Raw genomic sequence first — 26,194 nt, forward strand, 5'->3', positions numbered from 1 at the left:
TTTTCCTCTTGCCTAAAATATCCTGGGGGAGCCCCCTTAAAGAGGGGGCGGGGGCAACGCCCCTACTCCGCAGCCTCTGCATAATCATCCATGGGCGGACAGGTGCAAACCAGATTGCGGTCTCCATAAGCGTTGTCCACCCGGTTCACTGGCGGCCAGTATTTGTCCACACGGAACGCACCGGGCGGGAAGCACCCCTGCTCACGGCTGTAGGGGCGATCCCAGTCTTTCACCAGATCTTCCATCGTGTGCGGCGCATTCTTCAGCGGGTTGTTCTCCGCATCCATACGACCTTCTTCGATGTCACGGATCTCTTCACGAATGGCGAGCATCGCATCACAGAAACGATCAATCTCCGCTTTGTTTTCAGATTCCGTGGGCTCAATCATCAACGTGCCCGCCACAGGCCAGCTCATGGTTGGCGCATGGAAGCCTGCGTCAATCAGACGTTTGGCAATATCATCCACAGTGATGCCAACGCTGTCCGCAAACGGGCGGGTGTCGATGATACATTCATGCGCCACACGGCCGGTTGGACCTTTGTAGAGCACGTCAAACGCGCCCTCGAGCCGCTTGGCGATGTAGTTGCCGTTCAGGATCGCAACACGCGTTGCCTGCGTCAGCCCCTCACCCGCCATCATCAAAACATAAGCCCAGCTGATGGGCAGGATCGACGGAGACCCAAACGGCGCAGCAGAGACAGGCCCCTCTGCGCCACCGGTGTCAGGGTGGCCGGGCAGATGTGGAGCCAGATGCGCTTTCACGCCAATTGGGCCCATGCCGGGGCCGCCGCCACCGTGCGGAATGCAGAAGGTCTTGTGCAGGTTCAGGTGGCTCACATCCCCACCAATGTCGCCCGGACGGGACAGACCCACCATCGCATTGAGGTTGGCCCCGTCGATATAGACCTGCCCGCCAAACTCATGGGTGATGCCACAGACCTCATGCACCGTGTCTTCAAACACACCATGGGTGGATGGGTAAGTGATCATGCAGCCCGCAAGGTTTTCGGCGTGTTTCTCCGCCTTTTCGCGGAAGTCTGCCACGTCAATATCGCCGTTCTCCGCCGACTTCACCGGAACCACTTTCCAGCCAACCATCTGGGCAGAGGCTGGGTTGGTCCCATGCGCGCTCATCGGGATCAGACAGACATTGCGGTGCGCCTCCCCACGGGACCGGTGATAGGCCGCAATGGTCAAAAGACCCGCGTATTCGCCCTGCGCGCCAGAGTTCGGTTGCATGGAAATCGCGTCATACCCAGTGATCTGGCACAGACGGTCATTCAAATCTTCGATCATATGGGTGTAACCCTGCGCCTGATCTTTGGGCACAAACGGGTGCATTTGCGAAAATTCGGGCCAACTCACTGGCATCATTTCCACCGCTGCATTCAGCTTCATCGTACAGGAGCCGAGAGGAATCATCGCACGATCCAGTGCCAGATCGCGATCCGCCAAACGCCGCATGTAGCGCATCATCTCGGTTTCCGCACGGTTCATGTGGAAAATCGGATGATCCAGATAGCCCGATGTGCGCAACTGTGCTTCCGGCAAGCGATACTCAGGTGTGTAATCCTCATCCGCCTGCACGATACCAAAGGCACGCCAAACCGCTTCGATTGTATGGGGATCCGTGGTTTCATCCACCGAAATGCCAACCTTGGTCTTGCCCACTTTGCGCAGGTTGATGCCTTCCTGCACCGCATGCTGCAACACACCGCGCTGCAAAAGCCCAACGTCCACGGTCACCGTGTCAAAAAAGGAGGCCTGCTCCACAGTGAAACCTGCAGCTTCCAGCCCTTTTACAAGACGCACGGTCTTGCGATGCACGCGTTGGGCAATCGCCTTCAGCCCCTTTGGGCCATGGAACACCGCATACATCGACGCCATCACCGCCAGCAGCGCCTGAGCTGTGCAAACGTTGGAGTTGGCCTTTTCACGACGAATGTGCTGTTCACGGGTTTGCAGCGACAGGCGGTAGGCCCGGTTGCCATGGCTGTCAATCGACACCCCAATGATCCGGCCCGGCATTGCACGTTTGTAAGCGTCCTTACAGCTCATGTAGGCGGCGTGCGGACCACCGTAGCCAATTGGCACACCAAAGCGCTGCGTGCTGCCCACGGCGATATCTGCGCCCATGGCGCCCGGCTCTTTCAGCAGCGTCAGCGCCAGCGGATCCGCAACAACCACACCAATCGCTTTGGTGGCATGCAAAGCATCAATCTCTTTGGTGAAGTCGCGCACATGACCATGCGTGCCCGGATACTGAAAAATAGCGCCAAAGACCTTTTCAGCATCCAGATCATCCGGATTGCCAATGATGAGTTCGATGTCCAGCGGTGCCGCGCGGGTCTGCATCACGGCGATATTCTGCGGATGGCAGTTTTCATCGACAAAGAAAGCCTTGGCTTTGGATTTCGACACCCGCTGCGCCATGGTCATCGCTTCGGCACACGCCGTGGATTCATCCAGCAAAGAGGCATTGGCCACTTCAAGACCCGTGAGGTCGCTCACCATCGTCTGATAGTTCAGCAGCGCCTCAAGACGACCTTGCGAGATTTCGGGCTGATAAGGCGTATAAGCTGTGTACCAGGCAGGGTTTTCCAGAATGTTGCGCTGGATCGCTGGCGGCGTGACGGTGCCGTAATAACCCTGCCCGATCAGGCTGGTCAGCACTTTGTTCTTGTCTGCTGTTTCGCGCATATGACGCAGCACTTCCCGCTCCGACATAGGGCGGCCAAAGTCCAGCGGCTGTTTCTGACGGATGCTCTCTGGCATCGTATCATCAATCAGCGCCTCCAGACTGTCTGCGCCAATCACCTCCAGCATCTCGTTCATCTCTTCCGGAGACGGGCCAATGTGGCGGCGATTGGCAAAATCGTAGGGCAAGTACTCTGTGGGTTTGAAGGTCATCTTCATCTCCTCAACAATCCGCAGCAACAGGTGCGCGAAGATAAAAGTCATCAGCTGGCTCAACGGTCACCGCTGAGCCAATCAAGGTTTTTACGTCGCTGTCTTGGGTCGCGGCACAAAGGAAACCTGTGCCAAATCTGGAAACGGCCGCAGGGCACATCTCCGGATGCGGTTACCCAATGAAGTCCTTGTAGGTGGCTTCGTCCATGTAGTCGTCCATCTGAGACAGGTCGGACGGTTTGATCTTGAAGAACCAAGCGCCTTCCATAGGGTCGTCATTGACCTTGCCCGGCTCATCCACAAGCGGCTCATTCACTTCAACGATTTCCCCGTCCAAAGGCGCCAGAATGTCGCTGGCCGCCTTCACGGACTCAATCACGCAGACTTCTTCGTCTTTGGTGACTTCCGTGCCCGCCTCTGGCAGTTCCACAAACACAACATCGCCCAGCTGCTCGCTGGCGTGCTCTGTGATCCCCACCACGATCAGGTCGCCTTCTGCGCGCAGCCATTCGTGCTCTTCTGTGAATTTCATTGCTTGCTCTCCTGTTGCTCAACGTTTGAAATTGGCGGGCACCAACGGCATCTTCGCCACTGTCACCGGCATGCGCTTTCCACGCACTTCACCAAAGATTTCTGTGCCAGCCGCCGCCTGTGCGCTGCCGACATATCCCATTGCGACCGGGCCATTCAGGGTGGGACCAAAGCCGCCAGAGGTGACTTCCCCAATTGGATCACCGCCTTCTGCTTGCGCAAAAAGAGGTGTGCCGGCACGCATCGGTGCGCGCCCTTGCGGGGCCAGCCCAACACGCTTGCGTGCCACACCCTCCGCCAGATCGCCAAATATCCGATCTGCGCCGGGGAAGCCGCCCGCCCGTGCACCATCTGCACGCCGCACTTTCTGGATTGCCCAGGTCAGCGCTGCTTCGATAGGCGAGGTTTCTGCATCAATGTCATTGCCATAGAGGCACAGCCCGCCCTCAAGACGCAGACTGTCGCGCGCGCCCAATCCGATCGGGGCAACCTCTTCCATCTCCAAAAGCTTACGACACAGCGCATCAGCCGCCTCTGCCGGAATGGAAATTTCATAACCATCTTCACCAGTGTAGCCAGAACGGCTGACCCAACAGGCCACACCATCAAGCTCGACTTCGGCAAAATCCATAAAGGCCATCCCGGCCACGGTTGGGTTAAGGCGGGACAGTGCCGCCTCAGCAGCAGGCCCCTGTAGCGCAACCAAGGCACGATCCGTGATTTCAGTTACCGAAACCGCTGGCGCCAGCGCCTGCGTCATCCGCGCGATGTCAGCCTCTTTGCAGGCAGCATTCACCACCACAAACAGATGATCTCCGCGATTGGCAAACATCAGATCGTCTTCGATCCCACCCGCTTCATTGGTAAAAAACCCATACCGCTGGCGGCCTTCGCCAAGGCCCAGCACGTCAACGGGCACCAGTGTTTCAAAAGCCTCAGCAGCGGCAGCGTAGCTTTCCGCTTTCAGCACCACCTGCCCCATATGGCTCACATCAAAAAGGCCCGCTTGTGCGCGTGTGTGCAGGTGCTCTTTCATCACACCCATTGGGTATTGCACAGGCATGTCATAGCCCGCGAACCCAACCATTTTGGCACCCAGATCAATGTGCAGATCATATAGCGGTGTGCGCTTCAGGTCTGCGACCGTCTCTCCCATAGGCTTCGCCCTTCCTCTTTCCGGGCGTATCCATGTTGATGGTCACATCCGGCATCCCATATCCGCGCATAGATCTTGCGCGTGCGATGCCCCCTCTGTCCTTCAGCCTGAGATCGTTATCCCTTCGGCGGGCGCACCAGACGCCACTCTCCAGAGTGTTGTTTCAAAAATGAGTCGGTCCCTTTGGCCTGAGAGTTTCCGGGGCGGTTGCTCCTTCGGCACCGGATTTCTCCAGTTCTCCCGATTCACTTGCGTGCACCGTAGTATGCAGAGGCAGAGGTGACAAGCCACTATATCGAGATCTCTTATCACGACATAAGCAAGGCTTATTTCGGGGGCTCGAAATTCACAAACCTAAGTGATCTTCTTTATGAAGGAGAAAGCGCGCTGATATCTGTCGCATCCATCAACGCCGCCAATGTGACCTGATCCAAACGCGTATAAAAGGCTTCTGCCGCCTCTCTCAAAATATCTTGCAAACGCTCCGTCGCGGCACGATCACAGCCAACCTCCGTGCCCGCACAGCACTCCTCAACCGGAAAAGGACCTTCTATCGCGCGAAAAATCTCACCAATGCAGATATCTTCTTGCTTGTGCGCAAGACGCACACCGCCTGAGCGGCCACGCTGTGTCTCAAGAAACCCCAACAAGGCAAGCTTGTGGATCACTTGCGCAAGATGATTTTCAGAAGCGTTACACTCCGCAGCAATTTCATGCTTGGTAACAAGCCGATTTGGGTTCGCTGCGCAGTACATCAAAACACACATCGCAATATTGGTTCGTTTGGTGATGCGCATCTTGAAGTCCTATTATTCGTGCCCCTCTAAATCCCCAAGCGTCTGGTTACTAATTGGTTTACGTCACGACATTGACATAGATCAAACAGCATGATCGTTACACACCATGAACACCTCTTATTTCTTTGGCTATGGCAGCCTCGTAAACGAGCGCACGCACACTTACGAAGATCTGCATCATGCAACGTTGAAGGGCTGGCGGCGCACGTGGCGCCATACGCGTCTGCGACCCGTCGCCTTTTTGACCGCCATGCCGGACCCTCATTCTTCAATCGAGGGCATCATTGCGCATGTGCCAAACAATGACTGGGCAGCCCTTGACGAGAGAGAGTTTGCCTATGACCGTGTCAGCGCAACCTCGTCGATCACACATGCCAAATCCGCTGCGGTTGACATTGCCGTCTATCAGGTCCCCAAAGACACGGGTCTCGCGCCAGACATCCGGCACCCGATCTGGCTCAGTTATCTGGATGTGGTCATCCAAGGATACCTTCGCCATTTTGGCGAGGCTGGAGTCTCTCGCTTTTTTGACACCACATCGGGATGGGATGCGCCCATTCTAAATGACCGCGCAGCACCGAACTATCCACGCACACAACAGCTCAGCGCGGCGGAAACGGCTCTTGTGGACGCACATCTGCACAGCGTTGGTGCAAAGGTCATCCCCTAAATAGCAAAGAAAAAGGCGACCCGTGGGTCGCCTTTTCAAACCGGTTTTTCTTCGGGTCAAAGCATCAGTTGATAGCTGGCGGGCGCGTATTTGTAGCCACCGTCATGACTTTCAACATAGCCAACCGCAGGCCAAGGCATGTGATAGCCAACAAAGGGCACCTTATCTGCAGCCAGCATATCAAGCACCTTACGACGCGTCGCTGCGGCGGCAGCTTTGTCCATGTCAAACTTCACTTCCCAATCAGGATAAGACAGCGACCAGACATAGTGGTTGGCGAAATCGGCGCAAAGCATCAGTTGTTTGCCGTCGCTTTCAATCATGTAGGCCATATGGCCTGGGGTATGCCCAAAGGTGCCGACCGCAGTGATGCCACTTGCGACTGAGGCACCATCTTCAATCATGTCAAAACGCTCTGCATTGGGACGCACCTTGCCTTCAAAGGCTTTGTTGCCATCAGTTTTCGCCCAAGCGTCAAACTCCACCCGCCCCGTCAGGTGCTGCGCATTGGCAAAGGTGACACCACTCTCACCTGCAACGCCACCAATGTGATCCCCATGCATGTGCGTGATGACAAGCTTGTCCACCTGATCGGGTGTATACCCTGCCGCTGCCAACGCTGCCGTGATCGCCTCCGGGCTCAATCCCGCATCAAACAAAACCAGCTCCTCGCCGGTGTTCACAATCGTAGGAGTAAAGAAAAACTGCGCTGCATTGGTCGGAATATTGGCCGCTTCAGAGGCTTTGGCAAATTCATCTGCACTGACATTCATGCCAAAGATGTTTTGCGGACCTTCCACAGTACGCGTCCCAACCAGAAGCGTGGTCACTTCAAATTGTCCCAGCTTCATTCGGTTAAAGCGTGTCGCCCCCACGCCCATCATCTCCGCCTTGGCAGACGCTGAGTTTGGCAACAAGCCCGCCGCCAAAGGCGCAGCCGCCGCCCCAGCCAACACGCTCCGACGTGACATTTTGGAAGTTTTAGTCATGGTCCAATCCTCCTGAAGAAATTACTGATCTTTTTAGTATTGCTGGGGCTACGATAGATTTCCGCATTTGGATTGCAATTCACGGTCCCTTGAGGCGCGAGAAGACGCCAGAATCCTACGAAACGCTTAATCAAACAGGGCTCAGCCGCCGTTCTTGGGCATCCTCTGCCGGATTTCTGGACAAAATGGCCTTCATGTGGGAAGGGAGGCAGCAACAGGAGATTCCCATGACGACCACCCGTTTTGCCCCTTCGCCGACAGGCCATATCCACGTTGGCAACCTGCGCACCGCGCTGATGAACTATCTGATCGCCCGCAAATCCGGCGGCACCTTTATTCTGCGCATAGATGACACCGATCCAGAACGTTCCAAACAGGAGTATGTGGATGCGATCCAAGAAGATCTGGAATGGCTTGGCCTGACCTGGGATCGGATGGAGCGCCAGTCCACACGCCTTGAGCGTTACGAGGACGCCGCGCAGCAGCTGCGCGACATGGGCCGGTTCTATGAATGCTTTGAAACACCAACCGAGCTCGACCTGAAGCGCAAGAAACAGCTCAACATGGGCAAACCGCCGGTGTATGACCGCGCCGCACTGGCCCTGTCTGACGACGACAAAGCCGCCCTTCGCGCAGAGCGTGGCACCGGCCACTGGCGCTTTAAACTTGATCATGCGCGCATCGAATGGACAGACGGTATTCTGGGCGACCGCTCTATTGACGCAGCCTCCGTGTCTGATCCCGTACTGATCCGCGCCGATGGTCAATTCCTCTACACGCTGGCCTCTGTCTGTGATGATATCGACTTTGGCATCACCGACGTTGTGCGTGGCTCCGACCACGTGACCAACACCGCGACCCAGATCCAGATCATCGAAGCACTTGGCGGCGGTGTGCCAAACTTTGCCCACCACTCCCTGCTGACCGGCCCACAGGGCGAAGCGCTGTCCAAGCGCCTTGGCACTCTGGCTCTGCGCGATCTGCGCGAAGCCGGTGTGGAACCGATGGCGCTTCTGAGCCTTATGGCACGCCTTGGCAGCTCCGATCCGGTGGAGCTGCGCAGCTCGATTGAAGAGATCGCAGAAGGTTTTGACGTCAATAAATTTGGCGCAGCGCCCACCAAATTTGACGAACAGGATCTCTACCCGCTCACCGGCAAAGTGCTGCACGAAAAGCCACTTTCTGAGATGGCCGATGACATCGCCGCCGCTGGCGTGCCTGCCGATCTGGCTGAGCGGTTCTGGAATGTGACCCGTGAAAACATCACCACCCGCAAAGACCTTGCGCCGTGGTGGGATCTTTTTGCCAATGGCGCAGAACCAGCGATTGACGAGGAAGATCAGGACTTCATCAAAGAAGCCATGACATTGTTGCCCGAAGGCCCATTTGACGACAGCACTTGGGGCACATGGACAGCCGCCGTGAAAGAGGCCACCGGCCGCAAAGGCCGCGGTCTCTTCATGCCGCTGCGCAAAGCCCTCACCGGCCAAAGCCACGGCCCGGACATGTCCGCCGTGATGCCGCTCTTGCAAGTCATCAAAGCACGCGGCTGATCTAGTCAAAAACAAAACGGCGCGCCTCTAGAGTGAGGCGCGCCGGAAACTGAGCGAATTGAGGCAACTGCCTCTGAGCAACCTTTGCCGGTCAGCTGTCTTTCACCGCAGCCGTCACAATCACCTCAACCTTCAGCACATCCCGCGCCAGTTTGGCTTCGCCACAGGCCCGCGCCGGGGCATGACCTTCAGGCACCCAAGCGTCCCAAACCGCGTTCATTTCCGCAAAATCACTCATATCAGACAGCCAGACAATCGCCTGCAGGATATGTTCGCGATCAGAGCCCGCCTCTTCCAGAAGCGCGTCCACGCGCGACAGGCAGTCACGGGTTTGTTCGGCCACCGTGTCACCTGCACCAACCTGACCACACAGGTAGGCAACCTGATTGTGGATCACAATTTTTGACATACGGGTGCCGGTGTGGATGCGCTCTATCATTGTGTAAGCCTTTGTCGTTCTTTTACTTTGGGGATGTCACTCAGCTCGGATCGCGGAAGCGATTCACAATCGGGTAGCGCCGATCCAGCCAGAAGGCTTTCCGGCTCAACCGCGCACCGGGGGCGGACTGAAAGCGTTTGTACTCGCTGATGTAAACCAGATGTTCCACACGCTTGACCGTCTCCCGATCATAGCCCGCGGCCACACACTCCGCGACGGATTTGTCCTCATCCACCAGCATATAAAGGATCGCATCCAGCACATCATACGGCGGCAGGCTGTCCTCATCTTTCTGATCCGGGCGCAGCTCCGCTGAGGGCGGCTTGTCGATGATTGCAGGCGGGATCACCTCGCCTTCCGACCCCATCATCCAGTCTCGATGCACGTCGTTGCGCCAGCGCGAGGTTTCAAACACCCGCGTTTTATACATGTCTTTGATCGGGTTATAGCCGCCCGCCATATCGCCATAAATCGTGGCATAACCCACCGCGACCTCAGACTTGTTGCCCGTGGTCAAAAGCATCTCGCCAAACTTGTTGGACATGGCCATCAACAACAGCCCGCGCAGGCGGCTCTGGATGTTCTCTTCAGCAAGCCCGGTCTCCAGCCCTTCAAACAGCGGCGCCAGCGTGTTGGTGATCGCGTCCCGCCCTTCCACAATAGGCACATAGTCATAGCGCACGCCGAGCCGTTCCGCGATGTCTTTGGCGTCATCCAGCGAACCCTGCGACGTGTACTCACTTGGCAGCATCACACAGCGCACATTCTCCGCGCCCAGCGCATCCACCGCAATCGTCGCCACAAGCGCACTGTCAATGCCACCAGACAAGCCCAGCAGAACCTTGGAAAATCCACTCTTGCCCATGTAGTCACGCAGGGCCTCAACACAGACGCGATAATCCTGCTCCTCGCCCGCAGGCAGCACCGCTTTAGGGCCATCTTTGCAGCGCCAACCCGCGCTTGTACGCTCAAAATCCACATGCGCCACAACTTCGTCAAACACCGGCAGCTGCACCGCAAGCTGCCCACCCGGGTTCAACACAAAGGAGCCGCCATCAAACACCTGATCGTCCTGCCCGCCAACCATGTTGAGATAGACCAGCGGCAGCCCCGTCTCGATCACCCGCGCCACCATATGGCTCATCCGGCGATCAAACTTGTCGCGGTAGTAAGGTGAGCCATTGGGCACCACCAAAAACTCCGCCCCGGTCTCCTCCAGAGTTTCCGGCACATCGGCAAACCAAGCGTCCTCACACACAGGCGAACCCACCCGGACCCCGTTCACATTGTAAGGCCCACCCATAGGGCCATGGTCGAACAGACGCTCTTCATCAAACACGGTGTAATTCGGCAGGTTGTGCTTGCGCTGAATATGGGCAATTTTGCCGCCACGTAGGATGAAATAGGCGTTATAAAGCGCTTCACCTTCTTTCAGCGGGCCACCCACAGCCACAACCGGCCCATCCGCACAATCTTTGGCAAGCTGCTCGATCTCGGCCAAGGCCGACGCCTGTAACGCAGGCTTCAGGATCAGATCCTGCGCGTTATAGCCCACAATGAACATTTCAGGAAAAGCCACCATATCGGCACCCGCCGCTTTCGCCTCCTGCCAAACCGCACGCACCTTGTCCGCATTACCGGACAAATCCCCCATGACCGGATTGGCCTGTGCCAACGTCAAACGGAAAGTATCGGTCATTGGTGGTCTCCTATACCGCAGCTCTTGGCAGAGATGTAGCAGACACAGCGCCAAGGAAAAGCGCAAAGCACCGCAATTTATCGGCCTTCTCCGCGCATTTGCACGCCTCGCCTGTTTCTGATGCGCAAAACAGTTTGCCCCGCCGACGCCCATGTCCTAAAATCTGGTTAAAGCGTCTCGCACAAACGAGCGCCACCATGGGGAAATTCGAGGCCAAAATTATGCGCGGAACTCAGGCACTTACTTTAGCCATCCTGCTCGCCGGGGCACCTGCCTTTGCACAGGACAGCCAGGTTCTGACCAAACAATACGATGACGGAGGCGTCTACGAAGGCACCTTCAAAGGGGGCTTACAGCATGGCACCGGCAGCTATCGCTTGCCCAATGGCTATGAATATGAAGGCGAGTGGAGCGAAGGGGAAATTCGCGGGCAAGGCATCGCCCGGTTCCCCAATGGCTCGGTCTATGAAGGCGCCTTTGAAAAAGGCAAACCACACGGTATCGGCAAAATCACCTTCACCGACGGTGGCACCTACGAGGGCGAGTGGGCAGATGGCAAAATCACCGGCACCGGTGTCGCAAGCTATGCCAATGGCGTGCGCTACGAAGGCGAATTCCAGAATGCCAATCACCACGGCAAAGGGGTGATGATCAGCCCAGAGGGCTACCGCTATGAAGGCGACTGGCTCAATGGCATCAAAGAGGGACTTGGCAAAATCACCTACAATGATGGCACCATTTACGATGGTGAAATCAAGGCGGGCGAACGCGCCGGCCAAGGCCGCCTCACCATGCCCGGCGGGCTGATCTATCAGGGCACATGGGTTGCAGGTCAGATCGAAGGCGATGGCACTTTGACCCAACCCAATGGCGACGTCTACGTCGGCCAGCTCGTGGGTGGCCAGCGCCAGGGCAAAGGCACTGTGACCTACGCCAATGGCGACACCTATGAGGGCGATTTCGCATCCGACCAGCGCCATGGTCAGGGCACGTTCAAAGGCACCGATGGCTACATCTACACAGGCGCCTGGCAAGAGGGCCGCATAGCGGGCAACGGTCAAGTCACCTACCCCGATGGATCCGTCTATGTCGGACAGTTTCAGGATGACCTTGCCAACGGTCAGGGCAAAATCACCTATACGGATGGCTCAACCTACGAGGGCGATTGGCGCGCGGGTGTGATTGATGGCACCGGCAAAGCCACCTATGCCAACGGCCTTGTATATGAGGGCGAATTCCGAAGCGCACGCAACCATGGGCGCGGGGTTATGACCTATGCCGATGGCTACCGCTATGAGGGCGAATGGCGCAATGGTCAGCGTCATGGCACTGGCACCGCCACCTATGCCGACGGCACTGTCTACACAGGTGAATTTGCCAATGGCCAGCGCGAAGGCAGCGGTGAGATCGTCATGCCTGATGGTTTCAAATACGCCGGTGAATGGCAGGCTGGCGAAATCAACGGCATCGGTGTGGCCACCTACGCCAATGGCGACATCTACGAAGGCACGTTCAAAGCTGGCAAACGTCAGGGCGAAGGCACCATGCGCTACGCCTCCGGCGAAGAGCGCAGCGGCAACTGGAACAACGGGTCTCTGCCAGAAAACGACGGCTAATTTGTTTTGTAAGCCCTGTCAGAAAGCCGCGCTCTTGGCGCGGCTTTTTTATGGTCACATTGCTCAGCAAATCACCAAGGCACCGGCACACCTGCATAATCATAGAAACCGCCGCTTTCTGCAGGTGTCAGCTCCTCCAAAACACCAAGCAACCTCTCGGCGGCCTTCTCGGCACTGTGCTTTTTGTGGGCCGGATAGTTTGCGGTAAAAGCAGTCTCCACCGTCCCCGGATGCAGTGCCACACAGATCGACTGGTTGTGGCTGCGTGCCAGCTCAATCGCCCCAGTATGGATCACTTGATTGAGCGCGGCCTTGGACGCGCGGTAGGAATACCAGCCCCCTGCCCGATTGTCGCCAATGGAGCCAACCCGCGCTGAAAGTGCCGCAAACACACCCCGCTCTTTGCGCGGCAAAAGCTTGGCGGCATGCCGCAACACCAGCGCTGGCCCAATCGTGTTCACCGCAAACTGCGCCGCCATCTCTTCCGCAGAAACCTCTCGCAGAGATTTTTCCGGCCCTTCTTGCGTCACGACCAATGCCCCGCTGGCCACAAAGATGAGGTCAAATGGCCCCTCGAGCGCCGCCAGTGTCGCTTCGACTGAAACAGGATCGGTGATGTCAAACCCATCTCTGCTGCGCGAAAGCCCTGTCACTGCAACCCCACGCGCGCCCAGCGCAGTTGCAACCGCTGCCCCAATGCCGCCACTGTCCCCAATCACCAAAGCGCGCATGATTCACCTCCCTATTTTTAAAGTCATACGCGCCACCACGCGCCTTGGCTCCATTTAGATCAAAACAATCGGCATGACTCAGCACTGCTGCAAAGCCGCAAAACCCGATGCACGTCACACAAAACCAAACACACAAAACGCACCCACTTTTGGTCTTTTCATTTGCCAACACCCATGTATAACTCTGCGTCATGACACGTTTGGCCCATATCGCATCATCCGCACGCCTTCCGGCGCCGTTTGCGCGTGGCCTCGACCTACTCCTAGTCCGCCTCTGAGCGTGACCCTGTCGGCGCGCGTGCTCAGAGGAGAACAGTCCGCGCTGAAAGTCTGAACCGCCCCAAGGCAACCCGACACTGACAGGTCTCTAGGAACTCTCCATGCTCGACGTCAAAGCATCAAAACACCGGATCGCGTTTTCAAAAACGCGCCAGTCCGACGCCGGCATCGCCTCAGGCAACCACAATTTTGCAGACAGCACCCCAGTCGCCGTCTGCCAACCGCATATCTAAACAGGAACAATACCCATGTCTGACAACCGCGTTGTTATTTTTGACACCACCCTGCGCGACGGCGAGCAAAGCCCGGGCGCGACCATGACCCACGACGAAAAGCTCGAAATCGCAGAAATGCTCGATGACATGGGCGTCGACATCATCGAAGCTGGTTTCCCGATCGCATCTGAGGGGGATTTTGCCGCTGTGTCCGAAATCGCCACACGTGCCAAAAACTCCCGTATCTGCGGTCTGGCCCGCGCCAATATCGCAGACATCGATCGCTGCTGGGAGGCGGTGAAACACGCAGAGAAAAACCGCATCCATACGTTTATCGGCACCTCCCCTCTGCACCGCGCCATTCCCAACCTCACCATGGATGAGATGGCCGACAAAATTCACGAAACGGTCAGCCACGCCCGCAACCTCTGTGAAAACGTGCAGTGGTCCCCAATGGACGCCACCCGCACCGAGTGGGATTACCTCTGCCGCGTGATCGAAATCGCGATCAAAGCTGGCGCAACCACAATCAACATCCCAGACACCGTGGGCTACACCGCCCCAATGGAAAGCGCGGATCTGATCAAAAAGCTGATCGAAACCGTGCCCGGTGCAGATGATGTGATCTTTGCCACCCACTGCCACAACGACCTTGGCATGGCGACAGCCAACTCGCTGGCCGCCGTGGCCGGTGGCGCGCGCCAGATCGAATGCACCATCAACGGTCTGGGCGAGCGCGCGGGCAACACGGCGCTCGAAGAAGTTGTGATGGCACTCAAAGTGCGCAACGACATCATGCCTTGGACCACCGGCATCGACACAACTAAACTGATGAACATCTCCCGCCGCGTGGCCACCGTGTCCGGCTTCCCGGTGCAGTTCAACAAGGCCATCGTCGGCAAAAACGCCTTCGCGCATGAAAGCGGCATCCACCAGGATGGCATGCTGAAGAACAAAGAGACCTTTGAAATCATGCGCCCGGAGGATGTGGGACTCTCCGGCACCTCCCTGCCACTCGGCAAACACTCCGGCCGCGCCGCACTGCGTGACAAGCTGGAACAGCTCGGCTTTGAAGTCGGTGACAACCAGCTCAAAGACATCTTTGTGCGTTTCAAAGAGCTGGCCGACCGCAAGAAAGAGGTGTTTGACGATGACATCGTCGCCCTTGTGCGCGCAGGCAGCGGTGAGGACGAAGATGACCGCCTGCAACTCGTGTCCATGAAAGTGGTCTGCGGCACAGGTGGCCCGGCGGAGGCGACCGTGGAGATGGAAGTCGACGGCGAAGATGTAACCGCCACCTCTGAAGGCGACGGCCCGGTCGATGCAACATTCAAAGCGATCCGCGAAATCCACCCAAATACCGCCCGCCTGCAACTCTATCAGGTGAGCGCCGTGACCGAAGGCACCGATGCGCAGGCCACTGTCTCCGTACGTCTTGAAGAAGATGGCGTGATCGCCACGGGTCAGTCCGCCAACACCGACACTGTGGTGGCCTCCGCCAAAGCCTACATCCACGCGCTCAACCGTCTTCTGGTGCGCCGTGACAAAGTAGGAGAAGGTGTGGATACGAAAGAAGTGTCTTACAAAGACCTCGCCTAAGCCTCAGCCAGAAGCGAGAGCAGAGCCGCCTTCGGGCGGCTCTTTTTGTTCAGCCGATCACCATGTTGCCAGCCATGCCAAGCGCAAATCCGGCAACGGCACCTAAGGCTGGTGCATAAGCCCCAGTCTCATGCGCTTCTGGCGCGACATCCTGAAAAATCAGGTACAGAATGCCTCCCGCGGCAAACATCATGATCGCACCAAGCGTCTCTGGCTGATCGGAGAGCAATAGCAAGCCGAGGCCCGCGCAAATTGGCCCAAGCGCAGCCAGAAACAAAAACGCCAACATGACCTGAGTTGCAGAGAGTTTTCCCCGGGTCCAAATCTCTCGAAAGGCGGCGAAACCTTCTGGCAAGTTCTGCAGAAACATCATTGCAGCCAACAGTTTGGCTGTCGCAGCTTCTGTGACCAACAGCGCACCCAGCGCCATAGCTTCTGGCAAAAAGTCCAACATCATTGCCAAAACAAGCGCCCCGCTGCCCCCAGCACGCGCCAGCGCAGCATCCACCAAGGCAAAGCAGACACCGCCTCCCAGCAGTAACCCGACGGCAAGCCCAACCGGCAGAACTTCTGCGCCCTCCGGCACAAGCACAAGCGCAATCGCCGACAGCAAAGCGCCGCCGCCAAATGCCGTGACGGCTTTTACAAAACGTGCCTCAACAACGGTGTTGGAAATGTGTTCGAAACGGGCCAAAAGCCCGCCAAGTGGAATTGCCAGCCCTGCGAAGAGTGACAACAATAAAGCATAATGAATCGCAACCATAGGTGGAAACTACCTTGCAATCGGCGAGGTGAAAACCGCAATCTGGTCAAACTCTCAAGCAATCGCAGCATGTTACGGCCAAGCCGCCAAGCGAACGCTCACCCTTTTCCAAGATCTTCCAATATCGGGCAATCCGGCCGCGCATCGCCAGCGCAGCTCGCAACCAAATGACTAAGCGTCGCTCGCATGGCCTGCAAATCCGCGATTTTTGCATCAATATCCGCAAGGTTGCGCTCAGCAACCCGCTTCACATCGGCACTGGCCCGCCCCTGATCCTCATATAGCGCCAGGAGCGTCCGACAGTCTTCAATAGAAAAACCAAGTCCCCGCGCACGGCCCAAGAATGTCAGTTTATGCAGGTCCGTCTCCGCAAAGCTGCGATAGCCATTCTCTCCCCGCGCGGGTGTCACAAAGCCAATATCCTCGTAATAGCGGATCGTCTTCGCTGGCAGACCGGATCGTTTTGCCACCTCACCAATATTCATGCGCGTGCCTCCCTCAAAACCGGCGTCACACGGCGCAAGCGCAGCGCATTTGACAGCACAAACACGCTCGAAAGCGCCATCGCCCCCGCCCCTAGCATCGGCGACAGCGCCGGTCCGCCAAAGGGCACCAACACACCCGCCGCCACCGGGATCAGCGCCACGTTATAGCCGAAGGCCCAGAACAGGTTCTGGCCAATGTTGCGGATCACCCTGTGGCTCACCTCAAAGGCGTTGATCACCCCAGCAAGATCGCCAGACATCAGCACCACATCGGCCGCTTCCATCGCCACATCCGTGCCCGTACCAATCGCCAGCCCAACGTCAGCGCTGGCCAGCGCTGGGGCATCGTTGATCCCATCGCCCACAAAGGCGACGTTGCCAAAAGCTGCGCGCAGCTCTTGGAGCGCTGCGACTTTGCCATCCGGCAACACCTCAGCCGCCACATGGTCAATCCCCAACCGAGCAGCCAGCGCTTCGGCTGTGCCCCGCGCATCTCCGCTGATCATTGCCACCTTAAGGCCCATCTCGTGCAACACGCGAACAGCCGCTTCTGAGCCCGGCTTCACAGGATCAGACACCGCAAGAACCGCAGCCGCTTGCCCGTCGATCGCAACACAAATCGGTGTTTTTCCTGCTTCTGCAAGGGCATCCATCTGCGCCTCAAACGTCGCGAAAGACACCGCCTCCTGTGCCATAAAGCGCGCCGCGCCCACCAGCACACGACGGCCAGAGACTTCCGCCGAAATCCCCATGCCAACCTGCGCTTCAAAATGCTCGACATGTGGCACATCCAGCGCGCGCGCCTCTGCTCCACGCACAAGCGCCCGCGCCAGTGGATGCTCTGAACGGGCCTCTGCCCCTACAACCAGTGTTAGCACCTCAGCCTCGTCAAAACCTTGCGCCAGCGCCACATCGGTCAGCTCAGGTTGGCCCATCGTCAGCGTGCCGGTCTTATCAAAGGCCACCACCTTGCAGTCGCGCAGGCTCTGCAGGGCATCGCCTTTGCGAAACAACACCCCAAGCTGCGCGGCGCGGCCTGTGCCCACCATGATCGACGTCGGCGTCGCCAGCCCCATCGCACAGGGGCAGGCAATGATCAGCACCGCAACAGCCGCCACCAGCGCAGGGCCAAAGGCCGGAGCAGGCCCCACCAGCATCCAGATCAAAAATGTGAGTGCCGCAACGACCATGACCACAGGCACAAACACTGCCGTCACCCGGTCCACGCGCGCCTGAATGGGCAGTTTTGCGCCCTGCGCATCGCGCACCATGGCCACGATCTGCGCGAGCATTGTCTCGCGCCCAACCTTCTCGGCCTCATAGCGCAGCGCACCCTGCCCGTTGATCGTGCCGCCGATCACAGCCTCTCCAGCACCTTTGGCCACGGGCACAGGCTCCCCCGTCAACATGCTCTCATCGATATAGGACTGCCCATCGATCACACGTCCATCCACGGCCACCCGCTCTCCGGGGCGCAGGTGGACCACATCGCCCACCGCAACGGCATCAATCGAAACCTCCTGCACCGCACCTTTCCGTTCAACCCGGGCAACACGGGGCTGTAGCCCGATCAATTGCCGTATCGCCGCCCCGGTACGCCCTTTGGCACGCGCTTCCATCCACCGCCCTGTCAGGATCAACACAACAATCACCGCCGCCGCTTCATAGTAAACATGCGCGGCGCCAACTGGCAGCCAACCCGGCGCAAAAGTGGAGACAACGGAAAACAGATAGGCCGCACTTGTGCCCAAGGCGACGAGCGAATTCATCTCAGGCGCCCCTTTGAACAGCGCCGGAAACCCTTTTGCATAAAATTGTCGTCCAGGTCCTGCCAGCAAGGCAGATGTCAGGACAAACTGCATCACATAAAGCGTCTGCATCCCAACATGGGCCATCAACCAGTGATGCAACGCCGGGATCAGATGGCCCCCCATCTCTGTCACAAACACCGGCAACGCCAAGGCGGCCGCGATACAGACATCGCGCTTCAGCTTGGCCGCTTCATCGACCTTCGCGTCACTCTCTGGGGAGTCGTCCTCCTGCACACGTGCTGGATAGCCAGCCTTGGTGCTGCGCGCCGCAATCTCTCCCGGACTTGCCGCACCATCGAGATACTGTACCGTCGCAGTTTCAGTGGCAAAATTCACGTTTGCAGCCACCACGCCCGGCGCTCCGGCCAGCGCCGCTTCCGCCTTTCGCACGCAGCCCGCACAACTCATTCCAGCCATCGCATAGGTGACCGAACGCACCCGCGCCGGGTATCCAGCATCTTTCAGTGCGCCCAACACGGCCTCTGTGCCCCCATCCCGCACCACAACCCGCGCACTCTCATTCGCGAGGTTGATCTCTGCGGTTTCCACGCCCTCCGCTTTCGTCAGCGCCTTTTCAGCACGCGAAACGCATCCGGCACAGCTCAGGCCGTCAAGGTAAAAGGTCAATGTCTGCATGGATCTGTCTTTGTCTGAGTCGGCAATATGCGCCGCTAAAAGATATAAAGGTTCCAGTGAATGGAAGGTCAAGGGCGCGTTGTGGCCCCCTGCCATGGCTCAAAAATTGTCCCGCACCTCCGCTCAACGCATTGATATTGATCAACAAGCGCAGGAAATTCGCACATTTTGCCAAGCTTCCTCAAAAGAATTCTGTGGGCCCAAGCCACTTTCTATTTGATCTCCAATTTAATTTGACGCAAAAATTAAGTATAGGAGACTTAGGGAGGACACCCATGTTTGTGGGATTGGATCTGGGCACGTCTGGTTTACGTGCGCTTTTGATTGATGCGCGCCAAACCGTGATCGCAGCACGCGAGGCCCATTATGACACCTCTCGTCCCCACGCAGGCTGGAGCGAACAGACCCAATCTGATTGGATCCGCGCCACCAAAGACGTCTTCACCCAACTGGCCACAGACTTTCCTGCTGAAGTTGCAGCGGTCAAAGGCATAGGCGTCTCTGGCCACATGCACGGCGCAAACCTGCTGGATGAAAACGGCACCCCCCTGCGCCCCTGCATGATGTGGAATGACACCCGCTCCGTTTCTCAGGCCGCACAGCTTGATACCACGGCACAGGTACGGACGCTCTCGGGCAACATCGTCTTCCCCGGCTTCACCGCACCGAAAGTGGCATGGGTGGCAGAAAACGCGCCAGAGACCTTCGCCAAGACCGCCAAAGTCTTGCTGCCCAAGGATTATCTGAACTTCTGGCTTACAGGTATCTATGCCTCTGACATGTCTGACAGTGCAGGCACCAGCTGGCTCGACGTTGGCGCGCGGGACTGGTCAGACACCTTGCTTGACGCCTCCGGCATGCGCGTCGATCAAATGCCAAAGCTCTTTGAAGGGTCTGAAGCCATCGGCACGGTGCGCGACGATATCGCCTCAGAGCTTGGCCTGCCCAAAGGCGTGATTGTCGCCGCAGGTGCCGGAGACAACGCCGCCGCCGCTTGCGGCATTGGCGCGCTGAACGAAGGCGACGGCTTCGTCTCTCTTGGCACCTCTGGCGTGTTGCTCACCGGACGCGACGCTTATGCGCCCAAGCCTGAAAGCGCTGTCCACACCTTCTGCCACGCCATTCCCGGGCGCTGGTATCAGATGGGTGTGATCCTGGCCGCCACCGACAGCCTCAACTGGCTCGCCCGCAACCTAAATCAAAGCCCCGCTGACCTCACCAAAGCCTTGGGCGACAGCATCACAGGCCCCGGACAAATCCGATTTTTGCCTTATCTGTCCGGCGAACGCACACCGCACAATGACGCCGAAATTCGCGGCGGCTTCCTCAACATCGACATTAATTCTGGCCCCGAAGCCCTCACCCAAGCGGTGCTCGAAGGCGTGGCCTTCGCACTGCGCGACAATTTTGAGGCACTCAAATCCACCGGCGCGCAGCTCGATGGCCTGATTGCCATTGGTGGCGGCGCGCAATCGCCCTATTGGGTCGAGCTCATCGCGACCTTGTTGAACCTGCCAATCTCTCTGCCGGCCGCAGGAGAGTTTGGAGCCGCGCTTGGTGCGGCGCGCCTCGCTATCTGTGCCGCAACAGATGCATCCCCCAAAGACATCATGACCAAACCCGCGATCGCCAAAACGATCGCCCCGCGCACCGAGCTGCGCGACGCCTACGAGGCAGCCTACGCCGCCTTCGTCAAAACTTACCCCGGCATAAAGGCCCTGACACAATGACCGACTTTTTCAAAAACATCGCCCCCATCCAGTTTGAAGGCGCCGACAGCACCAACCCAATGGCCTTTCACCACTACAATCCTGATGAGGTTGTTCTGGGCAAACGTATGGAAGACCATCTGCGTTTTGCCGTGGCCTACTGGCACTCCTTTGCATGGGAAGGCGGCGACCCATTTGGCGGCCAGACCTTTGAGCGCCCCTGGCATCCGCAAACCCGCATGGATATGGCCAAAGTCAAAGCCGATGCCGCCTTTGAAATGTTTGACATCCTCGGCCAGCCCTACTTCTGCTGGCACGACGCAGACGTGCGCCCCGAAGGTGACAGCTTTGCCGAAAGCCTGAAGAATTTCGAAGAGATCATTGATTACTTTGAAGAAAAGATGAGTACGCGCGCCATCAAACTGCTCTGGGGCACCGCCAATATGTTCAGCCACCGCCGCTGGATGTCCGGCGCATCGACCAACCCGGATCCAGAGGTGTTTGCCTATTCGGCGGCCACCGTGAAAACCTGCATGGACGCCACCAAACGTCTGGGCGGCGAAAACTACGTGCTCTGGGGCGGCCGCGAAGGCTATGAAACCCTACTCAACACCGACATGGGCCGCGAGCTTGATCACATGGGCCGCTTCCTCAACATGGTGGTGGACTACAAGCACAAGATCGGCTTCGAAGGCGCCATTCTGGTGGAACCCAAACCGCAGGAGCCGTCTAAGCACCAGTATGATTTTGACGCCGCCACCTGCTATGGTTTCCTGCAGAAATACGGCCTCGAAAACGAAGTAAAACTGAACCTGGAGCAGGGCCACGCCATCCTTGCCGGTCACAGCTTTGACCATGAGATTGCCACCGCTGCTGCCCTCGGCGTGCTTGGCTCTATCGACATGAACCGCAACGACTATCAATCCGGCTGGGACACCGACCAATTCCCAAACAACGTGCCAGAAGTGGCCCTGTCCTACTATCACATTCTGAAAGCGGGCGGCTTCACCACTGGCGGCACCAACTTTGACGCCAAGCTCCGCCGCCAGTCACTGGACGCAGAGGATCTCATCGCAGCCCATGTGGGCGGCATGGACATCTGCGCCCGAGGCCTCAAAGCCGCCGCAGCGATGATCGAGGATGGCGGCTTGGATCAGGCCCTTAGCGAACGCTACGCAGGCTGGGACAGCACAGAGGCCAAAGCCATGCTGGCCGGGGATCTGGACAGCACCTTTGCAGATGTCATGAGCGGGAAAATCAACCCATCGCCAAAATCCGGCCGTCAGGAAATTCTCGAAAACTACGTGAATAGGTTCGTGTAAGATACTGTTTTACATACGCTTAAATAGCGCCCCCAGCACTTCACCCAAAGTGTGAGGGCAACAATTCAAGGAAGGGTAGCCATGCGCCATCTCCTGTTCTGCTCCGTCGCTCTCTGGCCTGCTTTGGCAGTTGCCTCACCGCTGCCCAAGGCGGATGCGATTTTCCCGGAACAGGACATGGCAGAGGTCAAACTTGGCCAGTTGCTCTTCTATGATCCCATCCTGTCAGGCAACAAATCCGTCTCCTGTGCTTCCTGCCACCACCCGGATCTGGGCACATCTGATGGCCTGTCTTTGGGCCTTGGCGATGGCGCAATTGGCCTTGGCCTGAACCGTAAAATCGATCCTGAAAATCCACCTGAACAGCGCATTCCCCGCAACGCGCCTGCGCTCTGGAACCTCGGCGCAACTGAATTCACCGTCTTCTTCCATGATGGACGCCTAGAGGACGATCCATCACGCCCCTCTGGCATCCGCACCCCGCTCGGCGCAGAGATGGAAATGGGCTTTGACAATGCCCTGGCAGCACAGGCGATGTTTCCCGTGCTCTCAGGCGATGAAATGGCCGGGCATTACTCCGAAAACGATGTGTCCCAAGCCGTTCGCCTCGGCCAGCTCACCGGCCCCGGCGGTGCGTGGGACATCTTGGCCAAACGGGTCGAAGCCATACCAGCTTACAGAATAGCCTTTGACGAGGTCATCGGCGCTGAGCCCATCAAATTTCACCACATAGCCAATGCAATGGCGGCCTTCATCGCCTTTGAGTGGCGCGCGGATGCCTCCGCCTTTGACGCCTACTTGCGTGACGGCACCCCACTCAATGCCGATGCTTCCGAGGGCATGGAGCTGTTCTACGGCAAAGCGCAATGCAGTACTTGCCACACCGGCCAATTCCAAACCGATCACGACTTCCACGCCATTGCTCTGCCCCAAATCGGCCCCGGCAAAGCAGCACGGTTTGAACGCCACAACCGCGATGTTGGCCGCGGCCGCGTGACCGGCGCGGCCGAAGATTTCTACCGCTTCCGCACCCCATCACTGCGCAACATCACCCAGACCGCCCCCTACGGACACAACGGTGCCTTCACAAGTCTTGAAGCCATTGTGCGCCATCACCTGACGCCAGAGAGATCCCTGTCAGCGTATTCACTCGCGTCAGCCACTCTATCTGATGGGGATTTTTTAAATGATTTCAATTTGATGAACGATGAACCTGAAGTAAATCGGATCGCTCAGGCCAGCGATCTGCCCCCGGTGTCGCTCACCAACACAGAGGTCCGCCAGATCATCGCATTTCTGGAAAGCCTGACAGATTACGATGCCATCAAAGGGCGGCTTGGCGTGCCAAGGTCCGTGCCTTCAGGTCTCCCCCTAGACAACTGATATCACTCAACTCTTCGGCCAAGCGACCACACCAGAACCACGCTTGATCTGCCAGTGTCCGTTTGTCGGCACCTCATGCCATGCGCCTTCCGTTGCATCCGGCCAGATCACCCGCACCTTAACGGTCTCAGCGTCCCCCAACCCAAAATGCGCCGCGCCAGCCACGCCCCCGGCATGGCCGCCGCCAACCGTGATTTCACGCGTATAGGTGCGTGCGCCCGCTTGCACTTCAATCACCGCGCCCACTGCATCCCGGTTTGGCCCGTCATTTTGTAAACTCACAGACACCCAGCTACCCGCCGCCTCACTGACGTTCTGATACACTTCCAGCGGTGCGCGCCGATTGACCACGGCCAAGTCCAGCAATCCATCACCATTCAGATCCACCAGCGCCGCACCACGGCTACGCGCCAAAGTGGCGATCCCAGCCACGTCGCCCTGCTCGTCAAAACGGCCATCCGGCAATTGCACCAACAGGTTGTTGGGATCATCCATCGCCGCGCCGGGCATCTGCTGCACATTGCCCTTGGCAATAAACACATCATCCAGACCATCATTGGTCACATCGCCAAAGCTGATGTGCCATCCCGTCGAGGGCCGCCCATCCCCCCCGGTATAGGGCCGATGCGCAGAGGTGCCCAATTCATAGGGCACATCTTCAAAGGTCGGCAGCGCCGGATCGACGCGTTTCATCAACCGCTGATCGCCCATTGAGGAGAGAAACACCTCATTCACACCATCAAAATCCAGATCACGCTCCGCAATGCCCATGCCCCACAACATATGTGTCGCCCAGCCGTCAGCCTCGCCATATAGTCGTGGCTCCGATTCCATGGCCCAAAGCTGCTCTGAACCGCCGCGCACATAATAGTGGCGATCATTGCTCATGCGCAGATCAGCCCGCCCCTTGCGGCCCCAGTCTGAGAACAGGATCGACAGCGGGCAAAACCCTGGCTCCAAAGAACGATGAGCGTACCCTTCGTCTGTTGGGCGAAACAAATCATTGGCATCGCAGGCCTCAAACGGCCCCGCTGGATCTTCCCGATCTACGTAATTGCCAAAAGCCAGGGTCGGCAACGCGTTGTCACCTTCCCATGTGGCGGAAAACGCCGTGGTCCAGGCGTCGCCCCCGTCAAAGCCAGGCAGATCCATCGCGGCAAAGCTGCACGCGGGCCCGCCTTTGAAGATCTTATTCTCCCCCACACGCAACGCCACCAGATCCTGCCAGCCGTCGCCATCGATATCGAGCGCGTAAAACCCGGTTGTGCCAGTGATCTGTAATGCCGCCGGAGTCTGCTCTTCCAACACAACGGCACCGCCGAGCGCACTTTGATTGCGCAACAAGACCGGTGGATTCGCACCTCCAGCCGCGACCAGCTCTGACAACCCGTCCCCGTCACAGTCAAATGCCGCCACGCCGCCGCCGACAAAGAACTCCCAGCCGCCATCGTAAACGTGGGACGCGACCTCTACCGGCGCAAAGCGCACCTCTGCGACAGCCCCGCTTGCGGCCACCATTGCTGCGCTGCTCAACAGTTTATGCCACATGATCCGTCATCCCCTGCAAAGCGCTTTCAGAAACATTTTCAAGTGCATAGGCCGCAGCCCCTCGCGCCCACATCAAGTTGCCCCACTTGTGAATCACCACTTCCGGCGGCGCTTTATCGATCTGCACAATCAACTTGCGCATCGCATCAATCACCTCTTCCGCATAAAGATGACTGGATTGCATCTGTTCGCCCGCAAGAATGATCAATTCCGGGTCAAAGATGTTCACCAGATTGGCCAGCCCCATGGCAAACATGCGCCCAGCGCGCTCCACGATCGAGGCAGAGACCTCATCGCCCTCTTTGGCCGCTGAAAGAATATCCCCCACCTGCCGCTCCGCCATTTCGCCGGTGGCAATCATCGCCTCACGCATCAACGCATAGTCAGCAACATACGCCTCCAGACAGCCCCGCTGCCCACAGCGACACAACGCCCCTTCAAGCTGGACTTTGGTATGGCCAAACTCCGCACCACACCCACGTGTGCCCCGATAAATCTCATCGTTGATCACGATGCCCATACCAACACCACTCTCAATCGTAACCACGATGAAGTCGCTGTGCCCCTGCCCAAGACCAAAGCTTTTTTCAGCCATAGCCACCAAATTGGCGTCGTTGTCCAAGAACGCAGGGATCCCAAGCGCGGCCTCTAGCACTGTCCCAAATTCAACATTGCGCGCGGCAAGTGAGGGCGACCAATGCACAAAGCCGCGCGGGGCATCCACAATCCCCGCAATGCCGAGCCCAAGAGCGGCAACATCCTTGAGGGCTCGACCGATTTTCTGGGCGAGCGCCTCCACCAGAACCGCAAGCTCTTGCGCAAGATCCTCAGCGGCGAAAACCCCATGCGCCAGTTCGGCTTCGTGATCCGCCAGATGGTTGCCCTCAAAATCCAGAAGCACCAGAGAAATGGTGCGGTTTGAAATTTTCGCCCCTGCCACAAGGCGCGCTGCCCCTCGAATTTTCAGATCCACCTTCGGGCGACCGCGCCGTGCATCCTTGTCAGCAGATTCGCTGGCAACCTCTTCGATCAGCCCCTCGCGTAACAACTCAGCGGTGATTGTCGTGACTGTCGCACGACTTATGCCTGTGATCTCGCTCAGGTTGATGCGCGGAATACGCTGGTGCCTGCGAATCTCGCCCAGCAAGATCCGTCGCCCAATTTCTCTTTGATTGACAGACATTTGCAAACCTCCCTCAAGCGTGCCCTGCGCGACATTCTCATAACCAATGCAGCGCTGACTGGCACATCACCATGCCGATGTTCGGTGACGCTTCGCAAGTTTATCTGATTTAATTTGATTTACAAATTTATTTCGCTAACAATAGGTCAACCCGGCCAAATCGATTCA

Annotated in this window: 20 protein-coding genes and 2 riboswitches; of the genes, 7 read left to right on the forward strand and 13 right to left on the reverse strand. The window is 57.8% G+C overall.

The genetic code is table 11. The annotated features are described in order from the left end of the window. Positions 1-62 precede the first annotated feature (62 nt). The 4 genes from gcvP to J7413_RS07630 form a co-directional block, all read right to left on the reverse strand. Complete coding sequence (gcvP, locus tag J7413_RS07615) at positions 63-2,912, reverse strand: aminomethyl-transferring glycine dehydrogenase (protein ID WP_209097721.1); 2,850 nt, start codon at positions 2,910-2,912, stop codon at positions 63-65. A 172-nt stretch (positions 2,913-3,084) separates the two neighbouring features. After that, positions 3,085-3,444 (reverse strand): glycine cleavage system protein GcvH, encoded by a 360-nt coding sequence (gcvH, locus tag J7413_RS07620; protein WP_209097477.1) that lies wholly within the window; start codon positions 3,442-3,444, stop codon positions 3,085-3,087. 18 nt (positions 3,445-3,462) lie between these two features. Next, positions 3,463-4,599 (reverse strand): glycine cleavage system aminomethyltransferase GcvT, encoded by a 1,137-nt coding sequence (gene gcvT / locus J7413_RS07625; protein ID WP_209097478.1) that lies wholly within the window; start codon positions 4,597-4,599, stop codon positions 3,463-3,465. Between the two features lie 85 nt (positions 4,600-4,684). After that, positions 4,685-4,763, reverse strand: a riboswitch (glycine riboswitch). Between the two features lies 1 nt (position 4,764). Continuing rightward, positions 4,765-4,852: riboswitch (glycine riboswitch) on the reverse strand. Positions 4,853-4,967: 115 nt separating this feature from the next. Beyond that, the gene (locus J7413_RS07630) at positions 4,968-5,396 is read right to left on the reverse strand and encodes an Rrf2 family transcriptional regulator (protein ID WP_209097479.1); all 429 of its coding nucleotides are present in this window, start codon (positions 5,394-5,396) and stop codon (positions 4,968-4,970) included. Positions 5,397-5,502: 106 nt separating this feature from the next. Here J7413_RS07630 and J7413_RS07635 point away from each other — a divergent pair, with 106 nt between their 5' ends. Continuing rightward, complete coding sequence (locus J7413_RS07635) at positions 5,503-6,066, forward strand: gamma-glutamylcyclotransferase family protein (protein WP_209097480.1); 564 nt, start codon at positions 5,503-5,505, stop codon at positions 6,064-6,066. Between the two features lie 56 nt (positions 6,067-6,122). On the opposite strand, the gene J7413_RS07640 is transcribed toward J7413_RS07635, so the two are convergent. Beyond that, positions 6,123-7,055 (reverse strand): MBL fold metallo-hydrolase, encoded by a 933-nt coding sequence (locus J7413_RS07640; RefSeq protein ID WP_209097481.1) that lies wholly within the window; start codon positions 7,053-7,055, stop codon positions 6,123-6,125. 227 nt (positions 7,056-7,282) lie between these two features. Between J7413_RS07640 and gltX the strand changes: the two genes are divergently transcribed. Next, positions 7,283-8,608 (forward strand): glutamate--tRNA ligase, encoded by a 1,326-nt coding sequence (gene gltX, locus J7413_RS07645; protein ID WP_209097482.1) that lies wholly within the window; start codon positions 7,283-7,285, stop codon positions 8,606-8,608. A gap of 91 nt (positions 8,609-8,699) precedes the next feature. Here the strand turns inward: gltX and J7413_RS07650 are convergent, their stop codons facing one another. Together J7413_RS07650 and J7413_RS07655 are read right to left on the reverse strand one after the other, a co-directional pair. After that, positions 8,700-9,047 (reverse strand): RidA family protein, encoded by a 348-nt coding sequence (locus J7413_RS07650; protein ID WP_209097483.1) that lies wholly within the window; start codon positions 9,045-9,047, stop codon positions 8,700-8,702. Positions 9,048-9,087: 40 nt separating this feature from the next. Further along, positions 9,088-10,746 carry an NAD+ synthase gene (locus J7413_RS07655; RefSeq protein WP_209097484.1) on the reverse strand — a complete coding sequence of 553 codons (1,659 nt, stop codon included), beginning with the start codon at positions 10,744-10,746 and terminating at the stop codon, positions 9,088-9,090. 221 nt (positions 10,747-10,967) lie between these two features. On the opposite strand from J7413_RS07655, the gene J7413_RS07660 reads away from it, so the two are divergent. Next, positions 10,968-12,362 (forward strand): 2-isopropylmalate synthase, encoded by a 1,395-nt coding sequence (locus tag J7413_RS07660; RefSeq protein WP_209097485.1) that lies wholly within the window; start codon positions 10,968-10,970, stop codon positions 12,360-12,362. A 71-nt stretch (positions 12,363-12,433) separates the two neighbouring features. Here J7413_RS07660 and J7413_RS07665 read toward each other — a convergent pair whose 3' ends face one another. Then, positions 12,434-13,096, reverse strand: coding sequence for an SDR family NAD(P)-dependent oxidoreductase (locus J7413_RS07665; protein ID WP_209097722.1), 663 nt, complete (start codon positions 13,094-13,096; stop codon positions 12,434-12,436). 524 nt (positions 13,097-13,620) lie between these two features. On the opposite strand from J7413_RS07665, the gene J7413_RS07670 reads away from it, so the two are divergent. Continuing rightward, positions 13,621-15,186 (forward strand): 2-isopropylmalate synthase, encoded by a 1,566-nt coding sequence (locus tag J7413_RS07670; RefSeq protein WP_209097486.1) that lies wholly within the window; start codon positions 13,621-13,623, stop codon positions 15,184-15,186. Positions 15,187-15,235: 49 nt separating this feature from the next. Here J7413_RS07670 and J7413_RS07675 read toward each other — a convergent pair whose 3' ends face one another. From J7413_RS07675 to J7413_RS07685, 3 genes are all read right to left on the reverse strand, one after another. Beyond that, entirely contained in the window at positions 15,236-15,949 is a 714-nt protein-coding gene (locus J7413_RS07675; protein ID WP_209097487.1) for a divalent cation transporter, read from the reverse strand. A gap of 98 nt (positions 15,950-16,047) precedes the next feature. Then, complete coding sequence (gene cueR / locus J7413_RS07680) at positions 16,048-16,434, reverse strand: Cu(I)-responsive transcriptional regulator (protein ID WP_209097488.1); 387 nt, start codon at positions 16,432-16,434, stop codon at positions 16,048-16,050. Further along, on the reverse strand, positions 16,431-18,881 hold the full coding sequence (locus tag J7413_RS07685; RefSeq protein ID WP_209097489.1) for a heavy metal translocating P-type ATPase: 2,451 nt from the start codon (positions 18,879-18,881) through the stop codon (positions 16,431-16,433). Before J7413_RS07685 ends, cueR begins: the two co-directional genes overlap by 4 nt. A 275-nt stretch (positions 18,882-19,156) precedes the next feature. Between J7413_RS07685 and xylB the strand changes: the two genes are divergently transcribed. The 3 genes from xylB to J7413_RS07700 all read left to right on the forward strand — a co-directional run bounded on the left by xylB (position 19,157) and on the right by J7413_RS07700 (position 23,295). Further along, complete coding sequence (gene xylB, locus J7413_RS07690) at positions 19,157-20,611, forward strand: xylulokinase (protein WP_209097490.1); 1,455 nt, start codon at positions 19,157-19,159, stop codon at positions 20,609-20,611. Next, positions 20,608-21,912, forward strand: a complete 1,305-nt coding sequence (gene xylA / locus J7413_RS07695; RefSeq protein ID WP_209097491.1) for a xylose isomerase — start codon at positions 20,608-20,610, stop codon at positions 21,910-21,912. Before xylB ends, xylA begins: the two co-directional genes overlap by 4 nt. Before the next feature lie 81 nt (positions 21,913-21,993). After that, positions 21,994-23,295, forward strand: coding sequence for a cytochrome c peroxidase (locus J7413_RS07700; RefSeq protein WP_209097492.1), 1,302 nt, complete (start codon positions 21,994-21,996; stop codon positions 23,293-23,295). A gap of 6 nt (positions 23,296-23,301) precedes the next feature. On the opposite strand, the gene J7413_RS07705 is transcribed toward J7413_RS07700, so the two are convergent. Continuing rightward, entirely contained in the window at positions 23,302-24,843 is a 1,542-nt protein-coding gene (locus tag J7413_RS07705) for a CRTAC1 family protein (protein WP_209097493.1), read from the reverse strand. Continuing rightward, positions 24,833-26,026 carry an ROK family transcriptional regulator gene (locus tag J7413_RS07710; protein WP_209097494.1) on the reverse strand — a complete coding sequence of 398 codons (1,194 nt, stop codon included), beginning with the start codon at positions 26,024-26,026 and terminating at the stop codon, positions 24,833-24,835. The genes J7413_RS07705 and J7413_RS07710 overlap by 11 nt, the downstream gene beginning before the upstream one ends. Positions 26,027-26,194: the final 168 nt, after the last annotated feature.

Origin of the sequence: Shimia sp. R10_1 (assembly GCF_017744095.1) — a bacterium.
In the GTDB taxonomy this organism is placed as follows: Bacteria; Pseudomonadota; Alphaproteobacteria; order Rhodobacterales; family Rhodobacteraceae; genus Shimia.

Bases quoted from the DNA above. Each gene is read 5' to 3' on its own strand.
- J7413_RS07670 (WP_209097486.1), top strand. From the start codon at position 13,621: ATGTCTGACAACCGCGTTGTTATTTTTGACACCACCCTGCGCGACGGC.
- J7413_RS07660 (WP_209097485.1), top strand. From the start codon at position 10,968: ATGCGCGGAACTCAGGCACTTACTTTAGCCATCCTGCTCGCCGGGGCA.
- gcvT (WP_209097478.1), bottom strand. From the start codon at position 4,599: ATGGGAGAGACGGTCGCAGACCTGAAGCGCACACCGCTATATGATCTG.
- J7413_RS07635 (WP_209097480.1), top strand. From the start codon at position 5,503: ATGAACACCTCTTATTTCTTTGGCTATGGCAGCCTCGTAAACGAGCGC.
- J7413_RS07650 (WP_209097483.1), bottom strand. From the start codon at position 9,047: ATGATAGAGCGCATCCACACCGGCACCCGTATGTCAAAAATTGTGATC.
- gltX (WP_209097482.1), top strand. From the start codon at position 7,283: ATGACGACCACCCGTTTTGCCCCTTCGCCGACAGGCCATATCCACGTT.
- gcvP (WP_209097721.1), bottom strand. From the start codon at position 2,912: ATGACCTTCAAACCCACAGAGTACTTGCCCTACGATTTTGCCAATCGC.
- J7413_RS07700 (WP_209097492.1), top strand. From the start codon at position 21,994: ATGCGCCATCTCCTGTTCTGCTCCGTCGCTCTCTGGCCTGCTTTGGCA.
- J7413_RS07640 (WP_209097481.1), bottom strand. From the start codon at position 7,055: ATGACTAAAACTTCCAAAATGTCACGTCGGAGCGTGTTGGCTGGGGCG.
- J7413_RS07655 (WP_209097484.1), bottom strand. From the start codon at position 10,746: ATGACCGATACTTTCCGTTTGACGTTGGCACAGGCCAATCCGGTCATG.
- xylB (WP_209097490.1), top strand. From the start codon at position 19,157: ATGTTTGTGGGATTGGATCTGGGCACGTCTGGTTTACGTGCGCTTTTG.
- J7413_RS07685 (WP_209097489.1), bottom strand. From the start codon at position 18,881: ATGCAGACATTGACCTTTTACCTTGACGGCCTGAGCTGTGCCGGATGC.
- J7413_RS07675 (WP_209097487.1), bottom strand. From the start codon at position 15,949: ATGGTTGCGATTCATTATGCTTTATTGTTGTCACTCTTCGCAGGGCTG.
- xylA (WP_209097491.1), top strand. From the start codon at position 20,608: ATGACCGACTTTTTCAAAAACATCGCCCCCATCCAGTTTGAAGGCGCC.
- J7413_RS07710 (WP_209097494.1), bottom strand. From the start codon at position 26,026: ATGTCTGTCAATCAAAGAGAAATTGGGCGACGGATCTTGCTGGGCGAG.
- J7413_RS07705 (WP_209097493.1), bottom strand. From the start codon at position 24,843: ATGTGGCATAAACTGTTGAGCAGCGCAGCAATGGTGGCCGCAAGCGGG.
- J7413_RS07630 (WP_209097479.1), bottom strand. From the start codon at position 5,396: ATGCGCATCACCAAACGAACCAATATTGCGATGTGTGTTTTGATGTAC.
- gcvH (WP_209097477.1), bottom strand. From the start codon at position 3,444: ATGAAATTCACAGAAGAGCACGAATGGCTGCGCGCAGAAGGCGACCTG.
- cueR (WP_209097488.1), bottom strand. From the start codon at position 16,434: ATGAATATTGGTGAGGTGGCAAAACGATCCGGTCTGCCAGCGAAGACG.